The following is a 24690-nucleotide window of genomic DNA, read 5'->3' as shown; positions in this document are numbered from 1 at the left end:
CACCGGCCGAATGGAGAGTGGGATCGATGGCGCGTCCCGCCGTGGGGCAAGGGGGAATGAAAATCGGGGCATTGGCGTCGCGCAGCGGCGTGCCGGTGAAAACCCTGCGGTATTACGAAGACCTGGGCCTGCTGCCGGCGATCGGCCGCAGCGAGGGTGGCTATCGCCTGTTCGATGAACACAGCCTGCGCCGCCTGGAGTTCATCCGGCGGCTGAAAACCCTGGGGCTCACGCTGGAGGAGATCCAGGCCTGCCTCAACGTCCACGACGCCGGCGCCCTGCCGTGCGACAGCATCCAGGCCCAGCTCCTGCACCAGATCGAGCGGATCGATCACCAGATCCGTGATCTGCGTCACCTCAAGACGGAGCTGAAGGAGCTGCTGGCCCGCTGGCAGCGCCATCCTGTCGACGACGGCAGCGAAATCTGCCCGAACCTGCACATCTGAGCGGCCTGCGGATCAGCCACTTGTGCACTGTGTCGGCGAGCAGCACCGCCACGGGAGCCAGGGCGATCGGGCCGAGGTAGCCAACCGGGAAGCGGGCCAGCTCAAACACAGCGGCGATCGGGGCCACCAGCACCAGGAGGCCCGCCACCACGGGCTCGCTGAAGAAGCCAAGCCACAGCAACGGATTGGGAATGGGCAGAAGGTCCCAGAAGGGGCGCCTGTCGCTGCGGCAGGCCAGCAGCGCGGCCATTTGGCCGGCCACAATCAGGCAGAAGGCCACGGTGGAGGCCTGGTGCTGAATCGCCAGCACCTCAACGGTGGCGCGGTGATGGAGCAGGTCTGGCGCCAGCTGCTGCAGGGCGGCCAGGTCCACGCCGTTGTTGCGCCACACCAGCAGGTACCCCGCCATCGCGCTCAGTCCTTCCACCAGACCCAGCACCAGATAGGCCCGCACCATCAGGGGCCGGTTGAGCAGGGGCAGGTCCCGGGGGCGGGGCGGCTGGCGCATCACCCCCGCCTCGGGGGTCTCGGAGCCCAACCCCAGGGCCGGCAGCAGGTCGGTACCGAGATCCACCGCCAGGATCTGCAGCACGGTGAGGGCCGCCGGGATCCGCAGCACCACCATTGCCAGGAACGGCGCGACCTCGGGCACGTTCGAGGCCAGGATGTAAGTGATGAACTTGCCGATGTTCGCCACCACCGAGCGGCCGAAGCGGACCGCCTCCACGATCGTGGCGAAGTTGTCATCGAGCAGCACGATGTCGGCCGCCTCGCGGGCCACATCGGTGCCGGTAATGCCCATGGCCAGGCCCACATCAGCGGCACGCAGGGCCGGGGCGTCGTTGACGCCATCGCCGGTGACGGCCACCACCTCACCCAGGGCCTGGTAGGCCTGCACGAGCCGCAGCTTCTGCTCCGGGGCCATGCGGGCGAACACCAGTCGGTGGCGGTACTTGAGCAGCTGGCGCAGATGCACGTCGCTGATCTGGGCCAGGGTGGAGCCCTCGATCACCCGTACGGGGTCGGCGCCGGACAGTCGGTGCTGACCATTGCCCTGGTGGCTGTTGACTCCGCGACCATTGGGGGCGGGCGGCTCCAGCAGGCCGATCTGGAGCGCGATCGCCTGGGCTGTGAGTCCGTAGTCACCGGTCACCATGGTCACCCGAATGCCGGCGTCGCGGCAGCGGCGGATGGCATCGGGTACTTCGGGGCGGGGCGGGTCGTACAGGCCCAGCAGGCCGAGCAGCGTCTGGCCCGTTTCCAGCAGGTCTCCTGGCGTCGCCTGCAGTTCTTCCGCCCCGGGGGCCCGCAGGGCAACGCCGATCACCCGAAAGCCCCTGGCGGCCAGGTCGTCGTTGGCGGCCACCACACTGAGGCGCCGACGCGCATCGAGCGGTTCGCTGCCGGCAGGGGTGAGCCAGGCGTCGCAGCGCTCCAGCACCTCCAGCGGCGCCCCCTTGGTGATCACCAGGCTGTCGCCAGCGGCGATGGCCAGGGGTGGGTCAGGCCAGCTCACCAGCACCGTCATGCGCCGCCGGTGCGAATCAAAGGGGATCTCGCGCTGGCGGGGGTGAAGGCGCTGCAGCTCCGCCGGATCGAGGCCCGCGGCCTGCGCCGCCTGCAGCAGCGCCGTCTCGGTGGGATCTCCCACGGCACCGCTGGCATCCAGGCGAGCGTTGCTGCAGAGGGCGGCCCCTTGCAGCAGCAGCTGATGCAGCTGCTCGCCGGGAACCGGCAGCCAGGTTTCCTCCACCGCCATGCGGTTGCAGGTGAGGGTGCCGGTCTTGTCGCTGCAGATCACACTTACGGAACCGAGTGTTTCCACCGCCGAGAGGCGACGCACCAGCGCCTTGCGCCGGCCCATCCGCTGCACGTTCAACGCCAGCGCCAGGGTGACGGTGGGCAGCAGACCCTCGGGCACGTTGGCCACGATGATGCCGATCGCGAAGACCAGGCTTTCGAGGGGCGTCATGCCCACGAACACCAGGCTCAAGGAGAAGGCGAGCAGGCCCATCGTGAGCGCGATCGTGCTGATCGTGTGCACGATGCGGGCCACCTGCTGCTCGAGGGTGCTGACGCTGCGTGGCGTGCCGGCCGTGAGATGGGCCACCTGGCCGAACTCGGTTTCAGAGCCGGTGGCGTACACGAACGCCTCGCCCCGGCCGGAGGCGATCGTGCTGCCCGCCAGCAACAGGTTGGGCCGCTCGCCGGTGGGCAGGCGCAGCTCGGCCTGGTGAGCCGGCAGGTCCATGGCCTGGCGGGCCACGGGCGCCGATTCGCCGGTCAGCACCGAAAGATCGACGCGAAGCTCATGGCTCACACTGATCCGGCAATCGGCCGGCACCCGGTCCCCTTCCTCCAGCAGCAGCCGGTCGCCGGCCACCAGCTCCTCGGCGGAGCGGAAACCCAGCGTGCCGTCACGCCACAGCTGCACCTGGCGGGGCAGGGCACGGGTGAGGGCGGCCAGGGTGCGCTCGGCCTGGAACTCCTGCCAGAAGGAAAAGAGGCCGTTGATCAGTACAACCGCCCAGATCGCCCAACCCAGCTGCGGCGTTCCCGCCACGAAGGCCAGCACCCCGGCGATCCAGAGCAGCAGGGCCATGAAGTGGACCATCTGGTCGAGCAAGCGCAGGGCCAGGGACCGGCGCTTCAGGGGCGGCAACCTGTTGGCGCCGTAACGCTCCAGCCGCTGCTGCGCCTCCGGCTGGCTGAGACCTTCTGGGGTGGTGCGCAGCCCCGGGTACACCTTCTCCAGCGGCAGGGACCAGATCGGCTGTGAAGCAGAAAGCAGCACCGGCGCCAACAGGCTGTGATGCTTTCAGGATGACCCTGGCGAATTGAATGAAGTGTCAGTCCGCCATCAGCTGTTACTGCCGCTCGCAAACGTCGGAGATGGCAGTCGCCACCGCAACCCCAACCTTTCAACACGCCGCCTCAGATCTGGGCATGGCTGTGGCGCCGCCATTCAGCCCATGGCCCGAACCTCGAAACGGCGCCTTAACCACAACGACACATACACAAGCGCCACCAGCACCGGTACCTCGATCAGCGGACCGATCACACCGGCCAAGGCCTGACGGGAGCTGACCCCCCACACGCTGATGCTCACCGCGATGGCCAGCTCGAAGTTATTGCCGGCGGCGGTGAACGCAAGGGTTGCCGTTTTCGGATAGCTGAGCCCGCTGTGCCGGCCCATTGCAAAGGCCACACTCCACATGATCGCGAAGTAGAGCAGCAAAGGCACGGCCACGCCGGCCACTGCGAGCGGGTCGGAGGTAATCGCCTGGCCCTGCAGGGCGAACATCACCACGATCGTGAACAGCAGGCCGTAAAGCGCGAAGGGGCTGATGAACGGGATGAACCGCTGCTCATACCAGCGCGGTCCCTTGAGCCGGAGGCCGATGCGACGGCTGAGGTAGCCCGCCGCCAGCGGCAGCCCCAGAAACACCAGCACCGCCTTGGCAATCTCCGCCATCTGAAACGCCACGTCCTGAGTGGCCAGGCCCAACCAGCCGGGCAGGATCTTCAGGTAAAAGCCACCAAGCAAGGCATAGGCCAGAACCTGCACGATCGAATTGATCGCCACCAGCAGGGCAGCCGCCTCCCGGTCGCCCCTGGCCAGATCGATCCAGATCAAGACCATGGCGATGCAGGGGGCCAGGCCGATCAGGATCAGCCCCGTGCGGAACTCCGGCTGGTTCGGCAAGAACAGCCAGGCGAGCACGAACATCAATGCCGGCCCCAGACCCCAGACCAACACCAAGCAGAGCCTCAGCAGCCGGCGATCCCGCGCCGCCCTGCCCAACTCCTCGTAGTGCACCTTCGCCAGCACCGGGTACATCATCAGCAGCAGCCCCAGAGCAATCGGCAGGGAGGTGTTGCCGATCCTCACGGCATCGAGCCAACCCTGGATGGCAGGAAAGAAGCGGCCCAGCAGCAGGCCGCCGCCCATCGCCAGCAGGATCCAGAGCGGCAGGAAGCGGTCGAGCAACGACAGCTGGGCCAAGACGGCCTTGTCATCGGCAGCCCGTCTGCCATGGTCGTTGGATTCCGGGGCCATGCAAGAAAGGGCGATGGGAAGGACAAGGGAGCTGGCGAGCTGAACAGCCGAAGGACGCTCACGCCATCAAGGCCTGGACGAGCAGAGAGCGGACGACTTCAGCAGTGGATCAGGTCCTGGCGCGACGTCTCACCGATCGATCAGCGCCGATGGCACAAGGTTGATGCACGCCACCCACACACTCAGCCACCGCTCGAAGATGCCCATGGATCAGCAGCAGGGGGAAGCGGGAGCGGCGCAGTCTGCAGACAGGTCCGCCAACCAGTGCTGGAGCGCCACGAGGGCTTCGCGGCGCAGGCGGTAGTAGATCCAGCGACCCTCCTGGCGATCGGCGAGCAACCCGGCCTCCTTGAGCACCTTGAGGTGAAACGACAGCTTCGATTGCGCCAGGCCCAGATCCGTGGTGAGATCGCAGACGCAACGCTCGCCATGGCCGAGGGCCTCGATCACCTGCAGACGCAGCGGATCAGCGAGGGCTTTGAGCAGTTGGCGCGCCTGCTCCGTCGGCAGGCCCGTGGTGGCGACGCTCACGGGACCATTCCTGCATAGTTGATCAATTCTAGTTGATGCATTTGTGGCCCAGTGCACCGGCGCTGTTCGCAGGCAACACCCCAGCAGCACGGTCGCATCGTCGTCTCCAGCGCCATTGAGCCGGCCCCCACAGAAGGCAAACCAATGGTGAGAACCAGCGATCAGCTCCGAAAGCCCGCATACGCCGCTGCCAGCATGGGCTTGCCGCCGGTTTCAACGATGGCGCCATGGGCAACGATCACGCGATCAAAGTCCCACGCCAACACCGCATCGATCGAGGCACGCACCCTACGCCGATCCGATGAGGCGAGGCGTTCGAGGATTGTGGGCTCCAGGCGATTGAAACCGCCGGCGATGCGGGTCGTGAAACGCGTGAGCCAGGGGAAAGAGGCGTCGAAATTGAACGCGCTGTCGGTGAGAAGAAGGGTCTGGCTGGGAACGTGGCACAAGGCAATTTCATCCAGAGGCACAGGACCGAGGGGGCCCATCGTGTTCAGGCCCTGCAGCTGGCACAGAAGCAGATCCGGCCAGGGGGAGGGCGCTTCAGCAGTCAGCAGCTGATCGATCATCAGGTCAGGGCACTTGGCCTTGAGCGCGGCAGACCCCCAGAACCTGGCCTGCGGAAAGCAGAGCTTGAACGCATTGGCATACAGATGGTGGAAGGAATTCGGCGCCACGATATGGTCGATGTGGCCAAGTGTGGTCAGTGCGTCCACAAGCTCCGCCGTGGGCTCGATCGGAGAAAGAACGAGCAGGTTGCCGGTGTCCTGCAGGCGAATCACCGTCATCCTGGCGCCGATGCTCAGGCCGAAATACGTCTGCACCTGTTCTGCCACCCATAGATCCGTAGCCACGAGGCGAAGCATGGAGGGGTGAGTAAAGATGCTGCAGAATAAGGATGATCGGGCGCAGCGGATGGTGGGGAGCCAGCTTCAGAAGGGCTCAGCCTGGGTCTTTCAGCACGCAAACCATTCACTCCGAAGTGCAAACTGAGCACTGCGCCACTCAACGTTACTCTCAAGCGCTGAACAAAGACACACAACCCACAACGGGGTACTCACTGCTCAGCCACACCAATCAGAACTCCAATCCTCGTTCTACGCAGCAATCTTCGCGCTACGCAGCAGTCTTCGTCGCTTCTCAGCACTCCTCTCCCTTCTCGGCACCTCTCTTTCCCCTCAACACTCAATCCAGGCCTTCGATTCAGCAGGCTGCACACACCTCGCCGCCACCATTCACTGCCGGGCCGGCGGGCACCCACTGCATCGATGGCGACCGCCGCAGCGAAGAGCCCTTCCTGATGGCCATGATGCGCTGGCACCAGGCTCAGAGGGCCACCACCCTGTGGCGGCCGCCTGCTTTGGCGGCGTACATGTTGCGGTCGGCGCGCCTGAGGAACAGGGCCGCATCCTCTCCGGCGCCGTGCAGGGCCACGCCGATGGAGAAGGAGGGGGTGATGCTGTGATCCCCCCAGGGGACCGGCCTGGAAATCGCCACTTGCAGCTTCTCTGCCACCGCGATCGCATGCTCCAACGCCCGAATCCCATCAAGGATCACCAGAAACTCATCGCCACCGATGCGGCCAGCATGGTCACGGTGGCGGATCACCTGCTGGATACGCCGCGCCACGCTCTGCAGCACCACATCGCCGCAGGCATGGCCGTAGCTGTCGTTGATGTCCTTGAACCCATCACAGTCACAGAACAGCAGGGCCAGCGGCTGGGCCCTGAGGGTCTTGTCATCCAGCAGGCGTTGCTCCAGCAGGCTGAGGATGGCGTCGCGGCTGTCAAGGCCGGTGAGGGGATCGTGGTTGGCCCGTTGCAGCAGTCGTTGTTCTTCGATCACCTTCTGATCCACAGGCTGCAGGGTGATCACATAGCCCTCGTGCAGATTCAGCGCAGCCGGCGATCCCGCGGGAGCGGCGCTGGACTCACCGCTGCGCCGCCCCTCCTCCTGCAGGCGCCTCACACTCAGATCCACCCAGCTCCAGCCTCCCTTGGGATCCGCCAGCCGCAGGCGTCCCTGGTGAATCGGGCCATGGGGCGTTAGCCAGGCATCGAGCTGCAGGGGCTCTGGCCGACCCTCGGCTGACACAAACAGCTCGCAGAAGGTCTTTCCCTTCCATTGGTCTTCTCGCCAGCCCGTCATCGGCTCCAGGGAAGGAGACACCCACACCACCTCCTCCTGCTGATTGAGCAGCATCACCACCTCCACGATGTTGTCGGTGAGCAAGCGATAGAGGGCTGCAGAATTCGCCAGGGTGCGTGCGGCCCTGAGGCGATCCGTCACGTCGCGCCAGCTCACCACAAGAAAGCCGCGTGTTGGCAGGATCTGTATGTCGTAGCAGCGGTGGGCCTGGATGAGGGTGTCATCCTTGTAGACGAAATCGTTGATGAACGTAGGGGTGCTGCGGGAGGCGGCATCGATGTGGATCTCCAGCAGGCCGTTCTGCTCCATCTGCGGAAAGATGGTCAGTAGGGTCTTGCCCACGATGGCCTCCCGTTCCTGCTGCATCGTGGCGCAGGCCGATTGATTCGCCTCCAGGATCAGAAAGTCGGTGATCGAATCCTCGTCCCCCTGGATCACCTGCAGCAGCATGAAGTAGTCGTCGGCCAGATCGAAGGCGGAACGCAGCAGTTCCAGTTGTTCAAACGTGCTGGGCACGGATGTGCTGTTTCCCTGCCGGTTGGGCTGCAGGCTCACCTGGCTCTGCCAACGGCCGGTGTCATCTCCGCTCTTTGGGCTGGTGAGGCGATCACGGAGCAGGGTTTCAAAGGCGTCCAGCTCCAGAGGGCGGCCACAGAGGTAGCCCTGGTAAAGGTTGCAGCCGAAGTCCTCGAGGATCTGGCGTTGCTCCTCTGTCTCGACCCCCTCAGCGATGCACTCCATCCCCAGGCCTTGCGCCAGGGTGATGGCGGCCTGCACAATCGTGCGATCACCGGCTGAGGCGGTGAGGCTCCTCACGAAGGTGCGGTCGATCTTGAGGCGGTGCGCCGGCAGGTCGCGCAGCAGCTCCAGCGAGGCATAGCCCGTGCCGAAGTCATCGATGGTGATGCGAAAGCCCTGATCGGCCAACACCCGCAGGTGTTCGCGGCAGGCAAGCGGATCCTGCAGCAGGGCCGACTCGGTGATCTCCAGCTCCAGCTGCGCCGGGGTGAGGTTGTGCTCCATCAGCCCATCCATCAGCGAGCTGATGTACTGCCGGCCAGGCAACTCCAGCTCCCGGGGCGAAACATTGAGCGCCAGCCGGGGCACCGGCAGGCCCGCTGCACGCCAGCGCACCAGGTGCTGCAGGGTCTGCTGAAACACCCAGCTGCCCAGCTGCAGGATCAGGCCACTCTGTTCAGCCAGAGGGATGAAATGGCTGGGCGCCACAGAGATCCCCCGGCTGTTGGTCCAACGCAGCAGCATTTCAGCGCCGACCAGAGCGCGGGAGCAGTGCACCTGCGGTTGCACCACCAGCCGGAACTGCTGCCGGTCAATGGCCTGGCCCAGCTCACCGCTCAGGTGGATGCGCTCCTGGATCTGGCGGCTGATCGTGCTGGAGTAGGCGCACACCTGGCTGCGACCCAGGCTCTTGGCCTTCGACAGCGCCGTGTTGGCGCATTGGATGAGCGTCTGCCCGGTCTGGGCGTGCTCGGGATAGGAAGCGAGGCCGATGCAGAGGCTGGGCAGCAAGGGCAGATCAGCCAGCAGCTGGTTCTGCCGGCCCCAGCGCTGCTGAAGGTGACGGCAGGCCATCAGGCCATCGCCGAGAGAATGGATCGAATCCTCCAGCACGAGGAGGAAGTCGTCGCTGCTGAGGCGCGCCAGCCAGGCCTCCGATCCCATCAGCTCCTCAAGTCGCCGGGCCACTTCCTGCAGCACCTGATCGCCCACCTCGGAGCCGAACTGGTCGTTGATGTCCTGAAAGCCGTCGATGTCCAGGCTGAGCACGGCCATGGAGTTGTTGTAGCCGCGGCCCTGCAGGCGCCGGTTGAGCTCCTCAAGTGCGGCCAGCTTGTTGGGAAGGCCGGTGACCGGATCGTGGGTACGCTCCCCGATCTGGCGCTGCAGCAGGCTCTGCTCCCGGCTCAGGTCACGCAGGGTGCCCAGAGCGCGCAGGGGCTCCCCGCTGGTGTCATAGGTGATCTGTGCATCCACCTGCATCAGCCTTTCGCTGCCATCGGCAAAGGCCAGGCGGTGGCGGCTGCACAACGCTTCGCCCAGATTGACCGCCCGCTGCAACTCCTTGTGCCAGCGGTTGCGGTCGGAGGGATGCACCAGGGCGCCATAGGCCAGGATCGTGGTGGCCGTTTCGTGGTCCGCCCACCGGCACAAGCGCCGCATCTGTGGCGACCCGCGCAGGGTGCCATCGGCAAAACGCAGCTCCCAGGAGCCGATGCCGCTGAACGCCTCCCCGTCACTCAGCAGTTTGCAGGCGCTGGCCACGCTGGTGTCGCGCAGATGCGCCTCAGTGAGGTCGCGCACGGAGCTCAGCACCAGCTGCTCCCCCTGGAGCGTCAACACCCGGTGGCTCACCTCCACATCCAGGATTGTGTGGTTCTTGCAGCGGTGACGGGTCTGAAAACTCCCCCCACCAGCGGCCACCAGTTCCTGGAGCCGGGCCGCCACCCAGGCGACATCGTGGTCAGGGTCCGCCTGGATGGCGGCCGGGGTGAGAGTGAGCAGTTCGGCTCTGCTGTAGCCCAGCCGGGTGTGTGCGGAGTCATTGCAGGCCACGAAGCGGCCGCTGCTCAACGCGAGCACAAGCAGATCAGTGCCGGTGAGGTCGGCGATCAGGCAGAAGTCGGCAATCCGGCTGCGGGCTGCTTCCGAGAGCCCACTCACCATGCCACTATCCCTCATCCTGAGTGATGCCCATTAAGGCATATCCAATCACACCAAAGCTCCCGGCTGACCACCGAATGACGTGCGTCATTGGGACCCCGCCCGGGCCGCTCTCTCGGCAGCTTCAGGCCCCCATCAGGGCCTGCGGCCTCCACCAACGCGCCGCCTGGAGCTGGGGCGCTGGAGTGCCGGACAGGCACAACGGCACCCGGCGTGTCCCACAACACGCATCCATCAACCAAACTTGATTTAACGTCGATCTGCTTGCGATCGCCTTGCGATGAAGATCGGCATCAACGGCTTTGGCCGGATCGGCCGCCTTGTGTTCCGCGCCCTCTGGGAACGCCCGGCCCACAGCAGTGCGGACGCCGGGGGCTACACGTTGGTCCATGTCAACGATCCTGCCGGTGACGCTGCGTCTGCCGCCCATCTGCTCGAATTCGATTCCGTGCACGGCCACTGGCCTCAGGCGGTGCAGGCCGAAGCCGACGGCTTCCGCATTGGCAATCATGCCGTGAGCTACAGCCGTCACAAGGATCCCACCGCCGTGCCCTGGGCCGACGCCGGCGTGGACCTGGTGCTCGAATGCAGCGGCAAGATCAAGACCCCCGACACCCTTGAGCCCTACTTCACTGTGCCGGGCCTCAGGCGGGTGATCGTGGCCTGCCCGGTGAAAGGCATCGTCGCCGGCGCAGAAGCTCTCAACGTGGTGTTCGGCATCAACCATCACCTCTATGAGCCCAGCCGCCACCGTCTGCTCACCGCCGCTTCCTGCACCACCAACTGCCTGGCGCCGGTGGTGAAGGTGGTGCACGAAAGCTTCGGTATTCGCCACGGCTCGATCACCACCCTGCACAACATCACCAACACCCAGGTGGTGATCGATGCCTTCAAATCCGACCTGCGCCGCGCCCGCTCCGCCGGCAGCTCGCTGATCCCCACCACCACCGGATCGGCCAAGGCAATTGGTCTGATCTTTCCCGAACTGCAGGGCAAGCTCAACGGCCACGCCGTGCGGGTGCCGCTCACGAATGCCTCGATCACCGATGCGGTGTTCGAACTGGAGCGCGCGGTGAGTGTGGAGGAGGTGAATGGGGCCTTTGCCGCCGCCGCCGCCGGCCCACTGCAGGGAATCCTGGGCTACGAAGAGCGGCCGCTGGTGTCGGTGGATTACATCAACGACAGCCGCAGCTCGATCATCGATGCTCTCTCCACGATGGTGGTGAACGGCACCCAGCTCAAGGTGTTCGCCTGGTACGACAACGAGTGGGGATACAGCTGCCGCATGGCCGATCTGGCCTGCCACGTGGCGGCGCTCGAAGCCGGTGTCGGGCCAGCGGTCCGCGAGCTTTCCGAATCATGAAGCAGCTCACTGCCCTGCAGCAATACGGCATCGTGACGGCCAACTACTGGGCCTTCACCCTCACCGACGGGGCGCTGCGCATGCTGGTGGTGTTCCACTTTCACCAGCTGGGTTACACCACCCTGGAAATCGCCTTTCTGTTTCTGTTCTACGAATTTTTCGGCATCGTCACCAACCTCTACGGCGGCTGGCTCGGGGCCCGTTTCGGGCTGCGGCTCACCCTCTGGGCCGGCACCTTGCTGCAGGTGGGCGCCCTGCTGATGCTGATTCCGGTGGCTGACGACTGGCCCCGCTGGTGGAGCGTGGCCTACGTGATGGTGGCCCAGGCCATCAGCGGCATCGCCAAAGACCTCAACAAGATGAGCGCCAAAAGCGCCATCAAGACCGTGGTGGCGGAAACCCCTGACGACCACAGCCGGGGCGAGAGCCAGCTGTTCCAATGGGTGGCGATCCTCACCGGCTCCAAGAACGCCCTCAAGGGGGTGGGCTTCTTCCTCGGTGGGGTGCTGCTCGCCACGATCGGCTTCAGCGCCGCCGTGGGAGCGATGGCGGCCGGCCTGTTCCTGGCCTTTCTGCTCACCCTGGTGCTGCCCGGTGAGATCGGCCGCATGAAGGAGAAACCGGCGATCACCGCACTGTTCTCGAAATCAAAGGGCATCAATGTGCTCTCAACCGCCCGCTTCTTCCTGTTCGGTGCCCGTGATGTGTGGTTCGTGGTGGCCCTGCCGGTGTTTCTGCAATCGGTGCTGGGCTGGAAATACTGGGAGGCCGGTGGCTTCATGGGCCTGTGGGTGATCGGCTACGGGATCATTCAGGCCTCGGTGCCGGCCCTGCGGCGCACCTGGGGCAGAAGCGGCCCACCAGGGGTGTCTGCGGTGCAGTTCTGGAGCGCCGTGCTCACCGCCATTCCCGCCCTGATCGCCATCAGCCTGTGGCGCGAGGTGGGCAATCCCAGCGTGGCCCTGGTGGTGGGGCTGGTCGCCTTCGGCGCCGTGTTCGCGATGAATTCCTCGATTCACAGCTACATGGTGCTGGCCTACACAGATGCCGAATCGGTGAGCCTCAACGTGGGCTTCTATTACATGGCCAATGCGGCCGGCCGGCTGGTGGGCACGTTGCTCTCGGGCGCCCTGTTCCTGGTGGGCGGCCTGCAGGCCTGCCTTTGGGCCTCGTGCCTGCTGGTGGCACTCGCCTTTCTCTCCGGGATCAGGCTGCCGCCGCCGCTGCGGCAGCAGCTAGAAGCCGCCTGAGGCTCCAGCTGCTCAGCCGGTTCTGCCAGTACGAGTGTTCAATTGCCCGGTTGCAAGACACGATGGTGCCGGTCAGCGTGAAGTGGGTGCCGAGGCGCCGCTGGCGAACGGGCCACCGAACACGAGGAAGGGAGTAGTGATCGTGATGAACGGCTTGTCCCGCTCATCCTCCAGCACTTATTGACAACCAACGCGCCGAGACTATCGACTCTTTCAGTGCATAAGTCCGGGCCAGCCGCCCGGGTAGCGCAGGGTTCGCCAGTCGCCGCGGGGTGTGCTCACCTCGATGCCGATCTCGATCGGTTGCTCCACTGCACAGGCCTGCTCTTCCCACCAGCTCAGGGCCGCTTCCCAGGCGGCATCCATCGACTCGAAGTGGTCGTCGAGCACCGGGTGAGGAGCGCACTGGCGGTCGACCAGGCGATACAGCCGCTGCGAGCCGGCGGCGGGGGCAGAGCGACGAAAGGGGGAGAACGCCATGAACGTCGTAACGCAGAGGAACAGTGTCGGTCCTGTGCCAGCTGCTGACTGTCACGTCGACTACGTGATGTCGTGTTCGTTACCTGACGGCGGCCCCAACAGGCCTCAACCGAGCACCGCGATGCAGTCGATCTCCACCCGCGCGCCCCGCGGCAGGGCCGCCACTTGCACGCAGGCGCGGGCGGGGGGCACAGGCCCCTGGAAGGTTTCGGCGTAGATCGCGTTCACCCGGGCAAAATCGGACAGGTCGGCCAGAAACACCGTGGTGCGCACCACCTGGTCCGGGCCGCTGCCTGCCGCCCGCAGCACCGCCACGAGGTTGCTGAGCACCTGTCGGGTCTCAGCCTCCACATCGCCGTCGCCCACCATCGCGCCGCTGACGGGATCCAAGGCGATCTGACCGGAGCAGAACAGCCAGCCGCCCGCCAGCACGGCCTGGTTGTAGGGGCCCACCGGCTCAGGAGCGGCGGGAGTCTGGATCGCCTCGATGGACTGGCCGGCGCCCATGGCGTTGGAAGATGGGAAAAACGAGCTTAAGGGTGTCCTATCGCCAGCTCCACCGGGGTTTCCGCAGCGGCCGCTGCCCGTGCTGTCGCTGCAGCTGCTGCCAACGCTGCCACCGGGAACCGACCTGCAGCCGCTGAGTCCATGCCGGCCGATCCGGTGCGCCTCGATGGTGTCTGGCACCGCTACGGGCGCGGCGGCGCCCCTGGCGAGGCAAACGACTGGGCGCTGGAAGCGATCGACCTGCACCTGGGCCCGGGGGAACTGGTGGGCCTGCTTGGTCCCTCCGGCTGCGGCAAGACCACACTGCTGCGCCTGATCGCCGGCTTCGAACGGCCGTCGCGGGGGCAGGTGACAGTGCAGGGCCGGCAGGTGGCCGGTCCGGCCGTCTGGGTGCCGCCGGAGCGGCGCGGGGTGGGCATGGTCTTTCAGGACTACGCCCTGTTTCCCCACCTCGATGCCTGGCAGAACACCTGTTTCGGCCTGCGGCCCCGCCAGGACCGCAGCCGGGCCGCCTGGTTGCTGGAGTTGCTGGGGCTGGCGGGTCTGGAGCAGCGCTACCCGCACGAACTCTCCGGCGGCCAGCGGCAACGGCTGGCACTGGCCCGGGCGCTGGCGCCCGCACCGGAGCTGGTGCTGCTCGATGAACCCTTCTCCAACCTGGATGTGGACGTGCGGCTGCGGCTGCGTAGCGAACTGCCTGGCGTGCTCAGCCGCTGCGGCGCCAGCGGCCTGATCGTCACCCACGACCCGGAGGAGGCGCTGGCGATCTGCGACCGCGTGGCGGTACTCAAGGACGGGCGCCTGCACCAGTGCGCGGCGCCGCAGGAGCTGGTGGAGCATCCCGCCACCGCCTTCGTGGGCCACTTCGTGCTGCAACGCAACCTGCTGCCGGCCCAGTGGCGCAACGGCCAGGTGGTCACGCCACTGGAGGCCTTCGCGCCCCTCTCCGGCGCGGCGGCCTCCCCCTGCCCGGACGGGGCACCGGCCGAGGTGCTGCTGCAACCCGATGCCCTGGAGCTGACTCCCGATCCGGCTGGCACTGCCTGGGTGATGGGTCGGGAGTTTCTGGGGCGGGAATGGCTGCTGCAGGTGGAGCTGGAACAGCCCCAGGCGGCCCCGTTCCGCCTGCGGCTGCGCCTGCCGCTGGAGCGCACCTTCCAGCTCTCCGAACGTTGCCGCCTGGGCCTGCGGCCCCAGCAGCCGGCCCTGCTCTTTCCCCAGCGGCTGCCCCTGCTCCCCTGCCTCTGAGCCCCCTGACGCCTCAGCCCTGCCAGCCGTCCTTGTGCCGACGCAGCGCGGCGAGCGTGGCGGCGTTGCCGGCACGCAGGAACAAATTGGTGGCACGCTCCAGAGCAATCGTGCTGGGGATGGTGGCCTGTCCCTGGCTGCGGGCCAGCTCCACGGCCGCCAACCGTGCCGTGATCGCGCCCGCGGCAGCCTCTGGCTCTGCCGCCACCAGCGCAGCAGCCCAGCGAAGGTTGGCGCGGGTGTACTCGTGGGCGCACCACACGCGCGTGCTGTCCGGCAGCTGCGCAAGCTGCTGCAGCGAGTGGTGCATCTGCTCCGCCGAGCCCTCGAACAGCCGCCCGCAGCCGGCGGCGAACAGGGTGTCGCCGCAGAACAGCTCCCCGTGCCCGCCCGGCACCTCGGGCAGCACATAGGCCAGATGGGCGCGGGTGTGCCCCGGCACCTCCAGCACCTCCACGGCCCGGCCCAGCAGGGTCAGGCAGTCACCGCCACGCACCGAGAGGGTCTGGAGCGGAATGCGGTCGCGGTCGGCGGCGGCGGCGATCACCGCAGCGGCTGGCCAGCGCTCCAGCAGGCCGGCGGTGCCACCGATGTGATCGGAGTGGTGGTGGGTCTGCAGCACGGCCACCAGCTCCAGCCGGTGGGCCTCCAGCCAGGCGCGCACCGGCGCCGCCACGGCGGGATCCACCACCACCGCCCGGCCGGATGGCTCCTCCGCCTTGGGCGAGTCGTGCAGCACGAACACGTAGTTGTCGTTCAGCACCGGGATCAGCGACACGGCCAGCGCCGGTGGCCGCCCGCCCGTTGCTGCCACGGCCGGCGGCTCGCTGCGGGAGGTCTGCATCGGTAAAGTCCAGGTTGCGGAGCACGCCCATGATCACCGTTGCTCTGGCCAAAGGGGCCCTGCTGAAGGATTCGGTGCGCTGCCTCGCCGCGGCCGGTCTTGATTTCTCCGCCCTGCTCGACAGCGACAACCGCCAGTTGATGGTGCCCAGCCCGTGCGGTACCGCCCGCGCCCTGCTGGTGCGCAACGCCGATGTGCCTGTCTACGTGGCCTACGGCCAGGCCCAGCTCGGCATCGTCGGCGAGGACGTGCTGCGGGAGCACCAGCTGCCGGTGGCCCCCCTGGTCGACCTTGGTTTCGGTGGCTGCCGCATGGCCGTGGCGGTGAAGGCGAGCAGCGGCTACCGCCGGGCCGCCGATCTGCCGGCCCACTGCCGCGTGGCCAGCAAGTTCGTGCGCTGCGCCGAAACCTTCTTCAACCAGCTCGACCTGCCGGTGGAGCTCATTCACCTCACCGGGTCAGTGGAGCTGGGCCCGATCACCGGCATGTCTGAGGCGATCGTGGATCTGGTGGCCACCGGCCGCACCCTGCGCGACAACGGGCTGGTGGCCATTGAGGACCTGTTCCACAGCACTGCCCGGCTGATCGGCCATCCCCTGGCCCTGCGACTGGATCAGGGCCAGCTGCAGACGATCATCGACCGGGTGGCGGCGGCCCGTCTGGAGGCGCGCTGATGGCCGCCCGCGACCGTCAGCGGCTGCTCAACCTGATTCCCTACCTGGGCCGCGACCGCCGCCGGCTGCTGCTCACGCTGCTGCTGCTGATTCCCGTTGCCTTCTCGGCGGCCGTGCAGCCGCTGCTGGTGGGCCAGGCGATTTCGGTGCTTCGCAACGAGCCCAGGGCCGCCTGGCTGGTGGGCCAGAGCGTGTCGGAGGCGATGCGCACCCTGGTGCTGTGCCTGCTGGCAGCGGTGCTGGTCCGCCTGGCGCTGCAGGGAGTTCAGAGCTACAGCGTGCAGGCCGTGGGGCAGCGCCTCACCGCCCGCATCCGCGACGACCTATTCCGCCATGCGATGGCCCTGTCGCTGCGCTTCCACGACCGCACCCCGGTGGGCAAGCTGCTCACCCGCCTCACCAGCGATGTCGATGCCCTGGCCGAAGTGTTCGGCAGCGGCGCCATCGGTGTGCTCGCCGACCTGGTGACCCTGGTGGTGATCGCCGTCACCATGCTCTCGATCGAGTTCCGCCTCGGCGCCCTGCTGCTGGTGATCCAGATCCCGGTGGTGGTGGTGATCCTCTGGCTGCAGGGGCGGTACCGCAAGGCCAACTACCGCGTGCGCGAAGAGCTCAGCCAGCTCAACGCCGACCTGCAGGAGAACCTGCAGGGGCTGGATGTGGTGCAGATGTTCCGGCGTGAGGCTGTGAACAGCGCCCGATTCGGCGTCACCACCAACGCTTACCGCAAGGCGGTCGACGGCACGATCTTCTACGAAAGTGCGATCTCCGCCTTCATCGAATGGGTGGCCCTCACGGCCGTGGCGATCGTGCTGGCCCTGGGTGGCTGGATGGTCACCGACGGCACCATCGGCCTGGGCACCCTGACCACCTTCATCCTGTTCTCCCAGCGCCTGTTCGATCCGCTGCGTCAGCTGGCGGAGCGCTTCACCCAGATCCAGGGCGGCCTCACGGCCGTGCAGCGCATCGGTGAGCTGCTGGAGGAGCCGATCGAGATCAGCGATCTTGCCAACGAACAACGCACCGCCGCCGCCCGCCGCTCCGGCCGCGAACGGGCCAGCGAGGGCGAAGTGATCTTCGAGAACGTCTCGTTCGCCTACCGGCCCGACGATCCGATCCTCACCGACCTCAGCTTCCGCATCGCCCCGGGCGAGCACGTGGCCCTGGTGGGCCCCACCGGCTCCGGCAAGACCACCGTGATCCGCCTGCTCTGCCGTCTCTACGAACCTCAGCAGGGGCGGATCCTGCTCGATGGCATCGACATCCGCGAGCTGCCCAGCCTCACGCTGCGCCAACGGCTCGGCGTGGTGCTGCAGGACACCTTCCTGTTCAGCGGCAACGTGGCCGACAACCTGCGCCTCGATGCGGCGATCCCCGACGACGAGCTGCAGCGGATCTGCCGTGAGCTCGGCCTCGATGCTCTGCTGCGGCGCCTCCCCGATGGGCTGGCCACCGAACTGCGCGAGCGGGGCGGCAACCTGTCCTCGGGGGAGCGGCAGCTGCTGGCGGTGGCAAGGGTGGCGATCCGCGACCCATCCGTGCTGGTGATGGATGAGGCCACCGCTTTCATGGATCCCTCCACTGAAGCCACCTTGCAACGCGACCTCGACAAACTGCTGCATGCCCGCACCGCGATCGTGATTGCTCACCGCCTGGCCACCGTGGAGGCCGCCGACAGGATCCTGGTGTTGCGGCGCGGCCGCTTGATCGAGCAGGGCACACACCGCGAACTGCGCCAGGCCGGTGGGCTCTACGCCCAGCTGGCCGATCTTCAGGAGCGTGGCCTGGCCAGGCTCTGAACCCAACTCTCGATCACCTCGGCGAGCTGATGGGGCGACTGGCGCATCGGCAGATGGCCGCAGCCCTGCAGTTCGGCCAGCTCGTGGCGATCGGAGTAACCCGCCAGATGACGTACGTAGCGGGGCTCCATCACCTGGTCACGGCTGCCCGCGATCCAGAGGCTCGGCACCTGGAGGCCGGCCACCAACGCCGGCAGCTGGCGCACGGCGCCGCGGTTGGTGCTGCAGGCCAGCAGGCTGCGGGCCGCCCGCTGCTCGGCGATCAGGGGGCTGCGGATGGCGCCGGTGCCCGGCAGCTCCGCCAGCCAGCTGGGGCGCCACTGCAGGAACAGCCGACCACCATTGCGCAACTGGCTGAAGGCACGCGGCTGGTACACCCCGCCCCCCGCCGCGATCTGAATCACCCCCAGGAGCCGATCGCCCAGCAGCGGCGCCGCATGCAGCGCCACGCTGCCGCCGAGCGAGTGGCCCACCAGCACCACGCGCCGCTCTTCCAGGCTGAGGCACTGGTCAGCCACCCAACGGCCGTAGCTGGCCAGGGTGGGGTGGAGGGAACGGGGACGGGGCGTGCCACCGAAGCCGGGCAGGTCAGGGGTCCAGAGCCGCTGGCGCCCGTCCAGTGCCAGGCGCAGCGGGTCCCAGAGGCGACCGGCCAGCAGCCAGCCGTGCAGGCACACCAGCAGTGGCCGCTCTTCTCCGGCAGCGGCGGGAGGGGGGGCGACGCCCTGGTCAGCCGGAACGGAACGGGGCAATCCAGGGGCGAAGCAGGCCTCCAGCCTGCAACGGAACCCCCCCGATCGGGCAGGATCGTCCCATTGCGTTGCCTCGGCCCTCAGGATTGGACTCCGACCCCCTTCTCTCCAGCTTCTACGGCGTCGGATTCCGCCTTTGCCCCACGCCCAATCCGCAGCTGCAGCTGGTGTTGAGCGAAGACCGGGACATCGATCTGGTGGAGCTCGAAAAACTCTGTGATGCGGTGGGCTGGAGCCGCCGGCCGCTGCGGCGGGTGCGCAAGGCGCTGCAGCACAGCCTGCTGCGCGTTGGGCTGTGGCGTCACGATCCACGCGTGCCGCGGCTGGTGGGCTTCGCCCGCTGCACCGGTGATGGCGTGCTGGAAGCCACGGTGTGGGATGTGGCGGTGCACCCGCTTTATCAGGGAGCGGGGATGGGGCGGCAGCTGATGGCCTACGTGCTCGATCGCCTGCGCACCATGGAGGTGGAGCGGGTGAGCCTGTTCGCCGACCCCGACGTGGTGGGCTTCTACCAGTCGCAGGGCTGGGAACTGGAGCCGCGTCAGCGGCGCTGCGCCTTCTGGTATTCCCCCTGAACCATCGCCCGACCATTCGCTCTCAAAGCTGGTAATAGCGGCGGGCGAGCTCGCCGGCCTCGGTACCGTGGCGCCAGGCACGTCTGAGCCGCGCGTTGTGCCAGGTGGTGCGCCACACCCCCAGCCGCCGCCAGCGCCTGCCTTCCACCCACACCACCGGTCCCAGGCAGCGGACCGGCGCCCACCGGCGCAGGCGCAGCACCAGATCGAGGTCCTCCATCAGGGGCAGGGGACGCAGCCCACCGGCCCGCTCCAGCAGGCGCCGGGGCAGCAGCAGCCCCTGGTCGCCGTAGGGCGTGCACGCCCAGCGGCTACGCAGCTCCACGGCCGCCTCCATCAACCGCAGGGCCAGGCCCGGCTCCTGCACCCGCAGACGGAAGTACCAGGCGGCTTCGGCCTGCCCGAGCGCCGCCCGCACCGACTCCCACCAGCGCGGCGGCAGACGCAGATCGCCATGCAGCAGCAGCAGCCAGGGGGCTTCCGTGGCGGCCACCCCCGCCACCAGCTGGGCACCCCGGCCCCCGGCGGCCTGCCGCAGCGCCGCACCGGCCAGCCGCGCCAGCCGGCCGCTGCCATCGGAGCTGCCTCCATCCACCACCAGCAGTTCGCTGATCAGCCCCGGTGGCGCCAGCGACAGATCGGCCAGCAGCAGAGGCAGATGGGCCGCCTCATTGCGTACGGGGATCACCACGGCGATCCCCCCCGGCGGCGCGGCGGCCGTCAGCTGTGCCATGGCGCCAGGTCGCCGACGCGGTCGAGGTCGCTGCGCAGCGGCAGCAGAGTGGGTTCCAGACGGCATTGGCGGGCCAGATGCAGGGTCTGATCCAGTACCGCCGACGAGCCCCAGTCGATGCCACAGAACAGCGCCGGTTCAGGCCGGCGCAGACCGATCAGCCAGTAACCGCCATCGGTGGCGGGGCCCAGCACCAGGGGGCTGTGCTCGAGCGCCACGAAAGCAGCGGCCAGATCCGCGCCCTCCAGCAGGGGCAGGTCTGTGCCGATCAGCACCACCCGGTGGGCCCCGGCGCGAAAGGCGCGGTGAAACTGGCGGGCCATGCGCACGCCCAGGTTTCCCTTCCCCTGCAGCACCACCGCCTCAAGGCCTGCGCCGCGCCCCCAACGCCCTGCCGCCCGCCTGCCCAGCCCCTCCACGGCCAGCAGCGTGGAGCAGCGGCCGGCAGCGGCCAGAGCCCCGGCCACCACGAGGGTGTGGGCGGTGAGTAGGCGCTGGATCCGGGCCGCCGAAACGGCGCCGATGCTGGCCCCCAGGCGCCGCTTGCAGCGGCCCGGGGCGGGCCAGCGCGCCATCACCACCAGAACACGCTGCCCCCTGGGTGAGGGAGCCGGCTCAGCCTCGCTCATCCAGGAGTCTTGAGCTCCGCCGGTCGCATGTTGAGCGTGAGGGTCTGGCTGCCACGGCGCACCCTGATGGTCATGTCGCTGCCGACCCGCACCTGATCCACCGCCACCTGCACCTCGGAAGGACTGCGCACGGCCTTGTCGTCCACCTGTTCGATCAGGTCGCAGGGCTTGAGCCCCCCCCTGCTCGGCGGGGCTGCGGGGCAGCACCTCCACCACCACCACACCCTGGACTTCCGGCAGCTCGCACTCGGAGGAGGTGGCGTTGATCTCGCGCGCCAGCTGGGGCGTGAGCGCCTGCAGGCGCACGCCGATGTAGGGGTGCGAGGCCCGTCCCTTCTCCAGGATCTGGGCGGCGATCTGACGGGCCAGGTTGACCGGGATCGCAAAGCTGAGGCCGGCACCGGGCGCCTGGCGGATGGCGGTGTTCACGCCGATCACCTGTCCCCGGTCGTTGATCAGCGGCCCACCGCTGTTGCCGGGGTTCACGGCCGCGTCGGTCTGGATGTAGGGCACCCGCTGGCCTTCGCCGATGGCATTGGTGCGCTGGATGGCGCTGATGATCCCTGCGGTGACGGTGTTGTCGAGCCCGAGCGGGTTGCCGATCGCGATCGCCCACTCCCCGGGCCGCACGCGGGCGGAATCCCCCAGCGGCGCCACAGGCAGACCCTGGGCCACCACCTTCACCACGGCGATGTCGGTGAGCGGATCACTGCCGAGCACCTTGCCGGTGAAGCTGCGCCCGTCGGGCAGCGTGATCGACACCTCGTTGGCCCCCTCCACCACGTGGGCGTTGGTGATGATCACCCCGTCGGAGCGGGTGATGAAGCCCGAGCCCTGCCCCTGCTGCTGCTGAATCGCCGGGCCACGCCCGAACAGGCCACCCAGCGGGTTGATTACCCGCTTGACCGTGTCGATGCGCACGACGGCCGGACCCACCTTCTCGACCGCATTGACGATGAAGCTGTTGCCGGTCTGCAGCGGCCCCGCCGGCGGCGCATCGCTCACCTTCGGCAGGGCGGGAGCACGGTCGCTCCGGGGCAGCTGCGGCAGCCGGGGCAAGCCGGGCAGGTCCGGCAGGCTCACCGCGCAGCCGCTCATGGCGATCCCCAGCAGTCCGGCAGTGAGGCCAGCCCGTGGAAACCGGCGCGGACGGGGGAGGCGGACAGGGGACATCGCGGGCGGGCAAGCCAGGTCAGGATGCGCCTCAACGGAGGCCGCCCGCCTGGAAGGTCTCTGCCTATATTCGGCCCCCGGGCGTTGGGGTGGTGGTGCAGCAGGGTGATCAGCTGTGGCACCGGGTTCAGGATTCGCTTCAGGCCAATCTGAGCAAGCCGACCTTCGAAACCTGGATCCGTCCAGCCCGCTGTGCCGGCTTCAGCAACGGGGTGCTGCAGCTGGAAGCGCCGAACAGCTTCGCCTGCGGCTGGCTGCGCAAGAACTACCTCACCACCATTGCCGCCGTCGCCTCCGAGCTCGCCGGGCACGGTGTCGCCGTAGAGGTATCCACCGCCCAGACGGTCGCTGAACAGAGCCCTGATGGGCTGCCGGACGCCATGGCCGGCGAAGGGGGGCCGGTGGCGGCCGGTGCCAGGGCGATGGCGGGCCCGTCCTCCGGCGCCCCGGTGCTAGCGGCGACCGCCAGCGGTGAAACACCCAGGCGGCCGGCGCCGGGGCTCAACCCCCGCTATGTGTTCAACCGCTTTGTGGTGGGGCCCAACAGCCGCATGGCCCATGCGGCGTCGCTGGCGGTGGCGGAGGCGCCGGGGCGGGAGTTCAACCCCCTGTTCCTGTGCGGTGGGGTCGGGCTGGGCAAGACCCACCTGATGCAGGCGATCGGCCACTACCGCGTCGAGATCGACCCGGACGCGCGCGTGTTCTACGTATCCACAGAGTCGTTCACCAACGACCTGATCCAGGCGATCCGCAAGGACGGCATGCAGAAATTCCGCGACCGCTACCGAGCCGCCGATCTGATCCTGGTGGACGACATCCAGTTCATCGAAGGCAAGGAGTACACCCAGGAGGAGTTCTTCCACACCTTCAACGCCCTGCATGAGGCGGGGCGCCAGATCGTGATCGCCAGCGATCGCCCCCCCAGCCAGATTCCCCGCCTGCAGGAGCGCCTGATCTCACGCTTCTCGATGGGCCTGATCGCCGACATCCAGACCCCGGACCTGGAGACCCGCATGGCGATCCTGCACAAGAAGGCGGAGCAGGAACGCATGACCCTGCCGCGCGACCTGATCCAGTACCTGGCGGGCCGCTTCACCTCCAACATCCGGGAGCTGGAGGGGGCGCTCACCCGGGCCGTGGCCTTCGCCTCGATCACCGGTCTGCCGATGACGGTGGAATCGGTGGCGCCGATGCTCGATCCGGTGGGCAACGAGGTGGTGGTGACGCCGCAGCAGGTGGTGGAGAAGGTGGCCGAGGTGTTCGGTGTCAGCATCGACGAGATGCGCAGCAGCAGCCGCAAACGGGCCGTGAGCCAGGCGCGCCAGGTGGGCATGTATCTGATGCGCCAGACCACCGATCTGAGCCTGCCCCGCATCGGCGATGTGTTCGGCGGCAAGGACCACAGCACCGTGATGTATGCCGTGGAGCAGGTGGAGAAGAAGCTGGCCAGCGATCCTTCCCTGGCCCGCCAGCTGCAGCAGGTGCGTGATCTCTTGCAGATCGACGGCCGCCGCCGACGCTAGAAGCTGGTGGTGATCTGCAGCCGCCAATCCGCAGCCACTGATCGGCCCTTGGCTCAGGTGAGCGGCAGGCTGCGATCAAGGCCTTCGACGCGGCCCTGGAAAACACTGCTGGCGGTGATGTCTTCCGCCTCGATCGTGATCAGATCCCGCTTGGTGAGGCCGCGCCCCATGTGGTTGAACAGCCGGTTCGCCTGGCGCATGCGGGCCCGATCGATGGCATTGCGGATCGAGCGGGCATTGGCGAAGAACGGCAGCAGCATACGGCGCTGGATATAATCAGAAAAGGCGATGCTGGCCTCATCGCTGAAGCGATAGCTTTCACCGGCAAGAATCAGCTTGGCGATGGCCAGCAACTCCGGAGCAGTGTAATCCGGGAAGTCGATATGGTTGGCCACACGGGAAGAAAGGCCGGGATTCGATTGATAGAAGACATCCATCTTATCTTTGTAGCCCGCAAAGATCACCACCAGATCATCACGGTTATTCTCCATCACCTGCAGCAGGATCTCGATCGCCTCAGCGCCATAATCGCGCTCATTCTCAGGGCGGTAGAGGTAGTAGGCCTCATCGATGAACAGCACGCCACCCATGGCCCGCTTGAGCATCTCCCGCGTCTTGGGGGCGGTATGGCCGATGTACTGGCCCACCAGATCATCACGGGTGGCCGTGACCAGGTGGCCTTTGCGCACATACCCCAGCCGGTGCAGGATTTCGGAAATCCTCTCGGCCACAGTCGTTTTGCCCGTGCCTGGATGCCCCGTGAACGACATGTGCAAGCTGGGGGCCGCCGTGGCCAGCCCCACCTGCTTGCGGGCCCGCTCCACCACCAGCAGGGCGGCAATCTCACGGATCCGCATCTTCACCGGCTTCAGCCCGATCAGTTCACGGTCGAGCTGATCGAGCACATCACCCACGCCGGTGCCTTCGTAGGCGGCCCGCAGATCCACCGGGGTGTCATCCGCCATCACCGGATCGGAGCTGGGGCCGACGGTGGAGGGGGCCATCAGGGCACGAGACGATCGATGGCCTCGGCGAACGCGGTTTCTGGTTCACCGATCGGGCCGTCCTCTGTTTCGCTGCGCAGGGTGAGATTCACGTAGGTCCGCCCGAAGCTGATGTCCGGAAAGCGGCCGCTCCGCTCGGACAGATCGTTGAGCTGCTCGAGGAAGACGCGGGTGGTTTCGTAGTCGCCGAATTCCAGCCGCCGCTCCAGACGTTCGGGTCGCTGCCGATGGGTCCAGGGTTGCTCCATCTGGGAAACCTACTGCAGGGA

The 24690-nt window shown here is 67.4% G+C and carries 20 protein-coding genes and 2 pseudogenes; 8 read left to right on the top strand and 14 right to left on the bottom strand.

The genetic code is table 11. The features are described from left to right. Positions 1–26: 26 nt before the first annotated feature. Entirely contained in the window at positions 27–446 is a 420-nt protein-coding gene (locus ACWJI3_RS12550; RefSeq protein WP_233133043.1) for a heavy metal-responsive transcriptional regulator, read from the top strand. Here ACWJI3_RS12550 and ACWJI3_RS12545 read toward each other — a convergent pair. The 5 genes from ACWJI3_RS12545 to ACWJI3_RS12525 all read right to left on the bottom strand — a co-directional run bounded on the left by ACWJI3_RS12545 (position 358) and on the right by ACWJI3_RS12525 (position 9870). Beyond that, the gene (locus ACWJI3_RS12545) at positions 358–3240 is read right to left on the bottom strand and encodes a cation-translocating P-type ATPase (protein WP_480203937.1); all 2883 of its coding nucleotides are present in this window, start codon (positions 3238–3240) and stop codon (positions 358–360) included. The two genes, ACWJI3_RS12550 and ACWJI3_RS12545, sit on opposite strands and share 89 nt — an antisense overlap. Before the next feature lie 171 nt (positions 3241–3411). After that, complete coding sequence (gene arsB / locus ACWJI3_RS12540) at positions 3412–4506, bottom strand: ACR3 family arsenite efflux transporter (protein ID WP_094513313.1); 1095 nt, start codon at positions 4504–4506, stop codon at positions 3412–3414. Positions 4507–4716: 210 nt separating this feature from the next. Then, complete coding sequence (locus ACWJI3_RS12535; protein ID WP_480203832.1) at positions 4717–5037, bottom strand: ArsR/SmtB family transcription factor; 321 nt, start codon at positions 5035–5037, stop codon at positions 4717–4719. Between the two features lie 161 nt (positions 5038–5198). Then, a complete protein-coding gene (locus ACWJI3_RS12530) occupies positions 5199–5903 on the bottom strand; it encodes a DUF4336 domain-containing protein (protein WP_480203831.1) in 705 nt (234 codons plus the stop codon). Between the two features lie 460 nt (positions 5904–6363). Further along, complete coding sequence (locus ACWJI3_RS12525) at positions 6364–9870, bottom strand: diguanylate cyclase domain-containing protein (RefSeq protein ID WP_480203830.1); 3507 nt, start codon at positions 9868–9870, stop codon at positions 6364–6366. 277 nt (positions 9871–10147) lie between these two features. Here ACWJI3_RS12525 and ACWJI3_RS12520 point away from each other — a divergent pair, with 277 nt between their 5' ends. Both ACWJI3_RS12520 and arsJ read left to right on the top strand, forming a co-directional pair. Beyond that, the gene (locus tag ACWJI3_RS12520) at positions 10148–11230 is read left to right on the top strand and encodes an ArsJ-associated glyceraldehyde-3-phosphate dehydrogenase (RefSeq protein ID WP_480203829.1); all 1083 of its coding nucleotides are present in this window, start codon (positions 10148–10150) and stop codon (positions 11228–11230) included. After that, positions 11227–12480, top strand: a complete 1254-nt coding sequence (gene arsJ, locus ACWJI3_RS12515) for an organoarsenical effux MFS transporter ArsJ (RefSeq protein ID WP_480203828.1) — start codon at positions 11227–11229, stop codon at positions 12478–12480. The genes ACWJI3_RS12520 and arsJ overlap by 4 nt, the downstream gene beginning before the upstream one ends. Positions 12481–12693: 213 nt before the next feature. On the opposite strand, the gene ACWJI3_RS12510 is transcribed toward arsJ, so the two are convergent. Then, complete coding sequence (locus tag ACWJI3_RS12510) at positions 12694–12960, bottom strand: hypothetical protein (protein WP_094513287.1); 267 nt, start codon at positions 12958–12960, stop codon at positions 12694–12696. Positions 12961–13065: 105 nt separating this feature from the next. Then, a complete protein-coding gene (locus ACWJI3_RS12505) occupies positions 13066–13467 on the bottom strand; it encodes a Rid family detoxifying hydrolase (protein WP_480203827.1) in 402 nt (133 codons plus the stop codon). Positions 13468–13608: 141 nt separating this feature from the next. On the opposite strand from ACWJI3_RS12505, the gene ACWJI3_RS12500 reads away from it, so the two are divergent. Next, positions 13609–14715, top strand: coding sequence for an ABC transporter ATP-binding protein (locus ACWJI3_RS12500; protein WP_480203826.1), 1107 nt, complete (start codon positions 13609–13611; stop codon positions 14713–14715). 13 nt (positions 14716–14728) lie between these two features. Here the strand turns inward: ACWJI3_RS12500 and gloB are convergent, their stop codons facing one another. After that, the gene (gloB, locus tag ACWJI3_RS12495; protein ID WP_094513279.1) at positions 14729–15559 is read right to left on the bottom strand and encodes a hydroxyacylglutathione hydrolase; all 831 of its coding nucleotides are present in this window, start codon (positions 15557–15559) and stop codon (positions 14729–14731) included. 29 nt (positions 15560–15588) lie between these two features. Here gloB and hisG point away from each other — a divergent pair, with 29 nt between their 5' ends. Both hisG and ACWJI3_RS12485 read left to right on the top strand, forming a co-directional pair. After that, entirely contained in the window at positions 15589–16233 is a 645-nt protein-coding gene (hisG, locus tag ACWJI3_RS12490) for an ATP phosphoribosyltransferase (RefSeq protein WP_255101223.1), read from the top strand. After that, a complete protein-coding gene (locus ACWJI3_RS12485; RefSeq protein ID WP_255101224.1) occupies positions 16233–18032 on the top strand; it encodes an ABC transporter ATP-binding protein in 1800 nt (599 codons plus the stop codon). The genes hisG and ACWJI3_RS12485 overlap by 1 nt, the downstream gene beginning before the upstream one ends. Here ACWJI3_RS12485 and ACWJI3_RS12480 read toward each other — a convergent pair. After that, positions 18005–18784: an alpha/beta fold hydrolase gene (locus ACWJI3_RS12480; RefSeq protein WP_094513273.1), complete on the bottom strand. Its 780-nt coding sequence runs from the start codon at positions 18782–18784 to the stop codon at positions 18005–18007. The genes ACWJI3_RS12485 and ACWJI3_RS12480 overlap by 28 nt on opposite strands. 86 nt (positions 18785–18870) lie before the next feature. Here ACWJI3_RS12480 and ACWJI3_RS12475 point away from each other — a divergent pair, with 86 nt between their 5' ends. Beyond that, positions 18871–19359, top strand: a complete 489-nt coding sequence (locus ACWJI3_RS12475; RefSeq protein ID WP_094513270.1) for a GNAT family N-acetyltransferase — start codon at positions 18871–18873, stop codon at positions 19357–19359. Between the two features lie 22 nt (positions 19360–19381). Here ACWJI3_RS12475 and ACWJI3_RS12470 read toward each other — a convergent pair whose 3' ends face one another. From ACWJI3_RS12470 to ACWJI3_RS12460, 3 genes and pseudogenes are all read right to left on the bottom strand, one after another. Beyond that, a complete protein-coding gene (locus ACWJI3_RS12470; protein ID WP_094513267.1) occupies positions 19382–20092 on the bottom strand; it encodes a TIGR04283 family arsenosugar biosynthesis glycosyltransferase in 711 nt (236 codons plus the stop codon). Next, positions 20080–20664 (bottom strand): annotated as a pseudogene (locus ACWJI3_RS12465) (TIGR04282 family arsenosugar biosynthesis glycosyltransferase); the annotation flags it as partial. The gene ACWJI3_RS12470 and the pseudogene ACWJI3_RS12465, both read right to left, overlap by 13 nt. A 53-nt stretch (positions 20665–20717) precedes the next feature. Further along, positions 20718–21894, bottom strand: a pseudogene (locus tag ACWJI3_RS12460) (trypsin-like peptidase domain-containing protein). 95 nt (positions 21895–21989) lie between these two features. Between ACWJI3_RS12460 and dnaA the strand changes: the two are divergent. Beyond that, on the top strand, positions 21990–23417 hold the full coding sequence (gene dnaA / locus ACWJI3_RS12455) for a chromosomal replication initiator protein DnaA (protein ID WP_480203825.1): 1428 nt from the start codon (positions 21990–21992) through the stop codon (positions 23415–23417). A 53-nt stretch (positions 23418–23470) separates the two neighbouring features. On the opposite strand, the gene cbbX is transcribed toward dnaA, so the two are convergent. After that, positions 23471–24421 carry a CbbX protein gene (gene cbbX, locus ACWJI3_RS12450; protein WP_233133041.1) on the bottom strand — a complete coding sequence of 317 codons (951 nt, stop codon included), beginning with the start codon at positions 24419–24421 and terminating at the stop codon, positions 23471–23473. Continuing rightward, on the bottom strand, positions 24421–24669 hold the full coding sequence (locus tag ACWJI3_RS12445; protein ID WP_094513256.1) for a 4a-hydroxytetrahydrobiopterin dehydratase: 249 nt from the start codon (positions 24667–24669) through the stop codon (positions 24421–24423). The genes cbbX and ACWJI3_RS12445 overlap by 1 nt, the downstream gene beginning before the upstream one ends. Between the last annotated feature and the right edge of the window lie 21 nt (positions 24670–24690).

Source organism: Marcopretia estuarina LEGE 06307 (assembly GCF_056633115.1).
This window is presented reverse-complemented; position numbering and strand designations above follow the sequence as displayed.

Bases quoted from the DNA above. Each gene is read 5' to 3' on its own strand.
- ACWJI3_RS12550 (WP_233133043.1), top strand. From the start codon at position 27: ATGGCGCGTCCCGCCGTGGGGCAAGGGGGAATGAAAATCGGGGCATTG.
- arsB (WP_094513313.1), bottom strand. From the start codon at position 4,506: ATGGCCCCGGAATCCAACGACCATGGCAGACGGGCTGCCGATGACAAG.
- ACWJI3_RS12530 (WP_480203831.1), bottom strand. From the start codon at position 5,903: ATGCTTCGCCTCGTGGCTACGGATCTATGGGTGGCAGAACAGGTGCAG.
- ACWJI3_RS12525 (WP_480203830.1), bottom strand. From the start codon at position 9,870: ATGGTGAGTGGGCTCTCGGAAGCAGCCCGCAGCCGGATTGCCGACTTC.
- ACWJI3_RS12520 (WP_480203829.1), top strand. From the start codon at position 10,148: ATGAAGATCGGCATCAACGGCTTTGGCCGGATCGGCCGCCTTGTGTTC.
- arsJ (WP_480203828.1), top strand. From the start codon at position 11,227: ATGAAGCAGCTCACTGCCCTGCAGCAATACGGCATCGTGACGGCCAAC.
- ACWJI3_RS12510 (WP_094513287.1), bottom strand. From the start codon at position 12,960: ATGGCGTTCTCCCCCTTTCGTCGCTCTGCCCCCGCCGCCGGCTCGCAG.
- ACWJI3_RS12505 (WP_480203827.1), bottom strand. From the start codon at position 13,467: ATGGGCGCCGGCCAGTCCATCGAGGCGATCCAGACTCCCGCCGCTCCT.
- ACWJI3_RS12500 (WP_480203826.1), top strand. From the start codon at position 13,609: ATGCCGGCCGATCCGGTGCGCCTCGATGGTGTCTGGCACCGCTACGGG.
- gloB (WP_094513279.1), bottom strand. From the start codon at position 15,559: ATGCAGACCTCCCGCAGCGAGCCGCCGGCCGTGGCAGCAACGGGCGGG.
- hisG (WP_255101223.1), top strand. From the start codon at position 15,589: ATGATCACCGTTGCTCTGGCCAAAGGGGCCCTGCTGAAGGATTCGGTG.
- ACWJI3_RS12485 (WP_255101224.1), top strand. From the start codon at position 16,233: ATGGCCGCCCGCGACCGTCAGCGGCTGCTCAACCTGATTCCCTACCTG.
- ACWJI3_RS12470 (WP_094513267.1), bottom strand. From the start codon at position 20,092: ATGGCACAGCTGACGGCCGCCGCGCCGCCGGGGGGGATCGCCGTGGTG.
- cbbX (WP_233133041.1), bottom strand. From the start codon at position 24,421: ATGGCCCCCTCCACCGTCGGCCCCAGCTCCGATCCGGTGATGGCGGAT.
- ACWJI3_RS12445 (WP_094513256.1), bottom strand. From the start codon at position 24,669: ATGGAGCAACCCTGGACCCATCGGCAGCGACCCGAACGTCTGGAGCGG.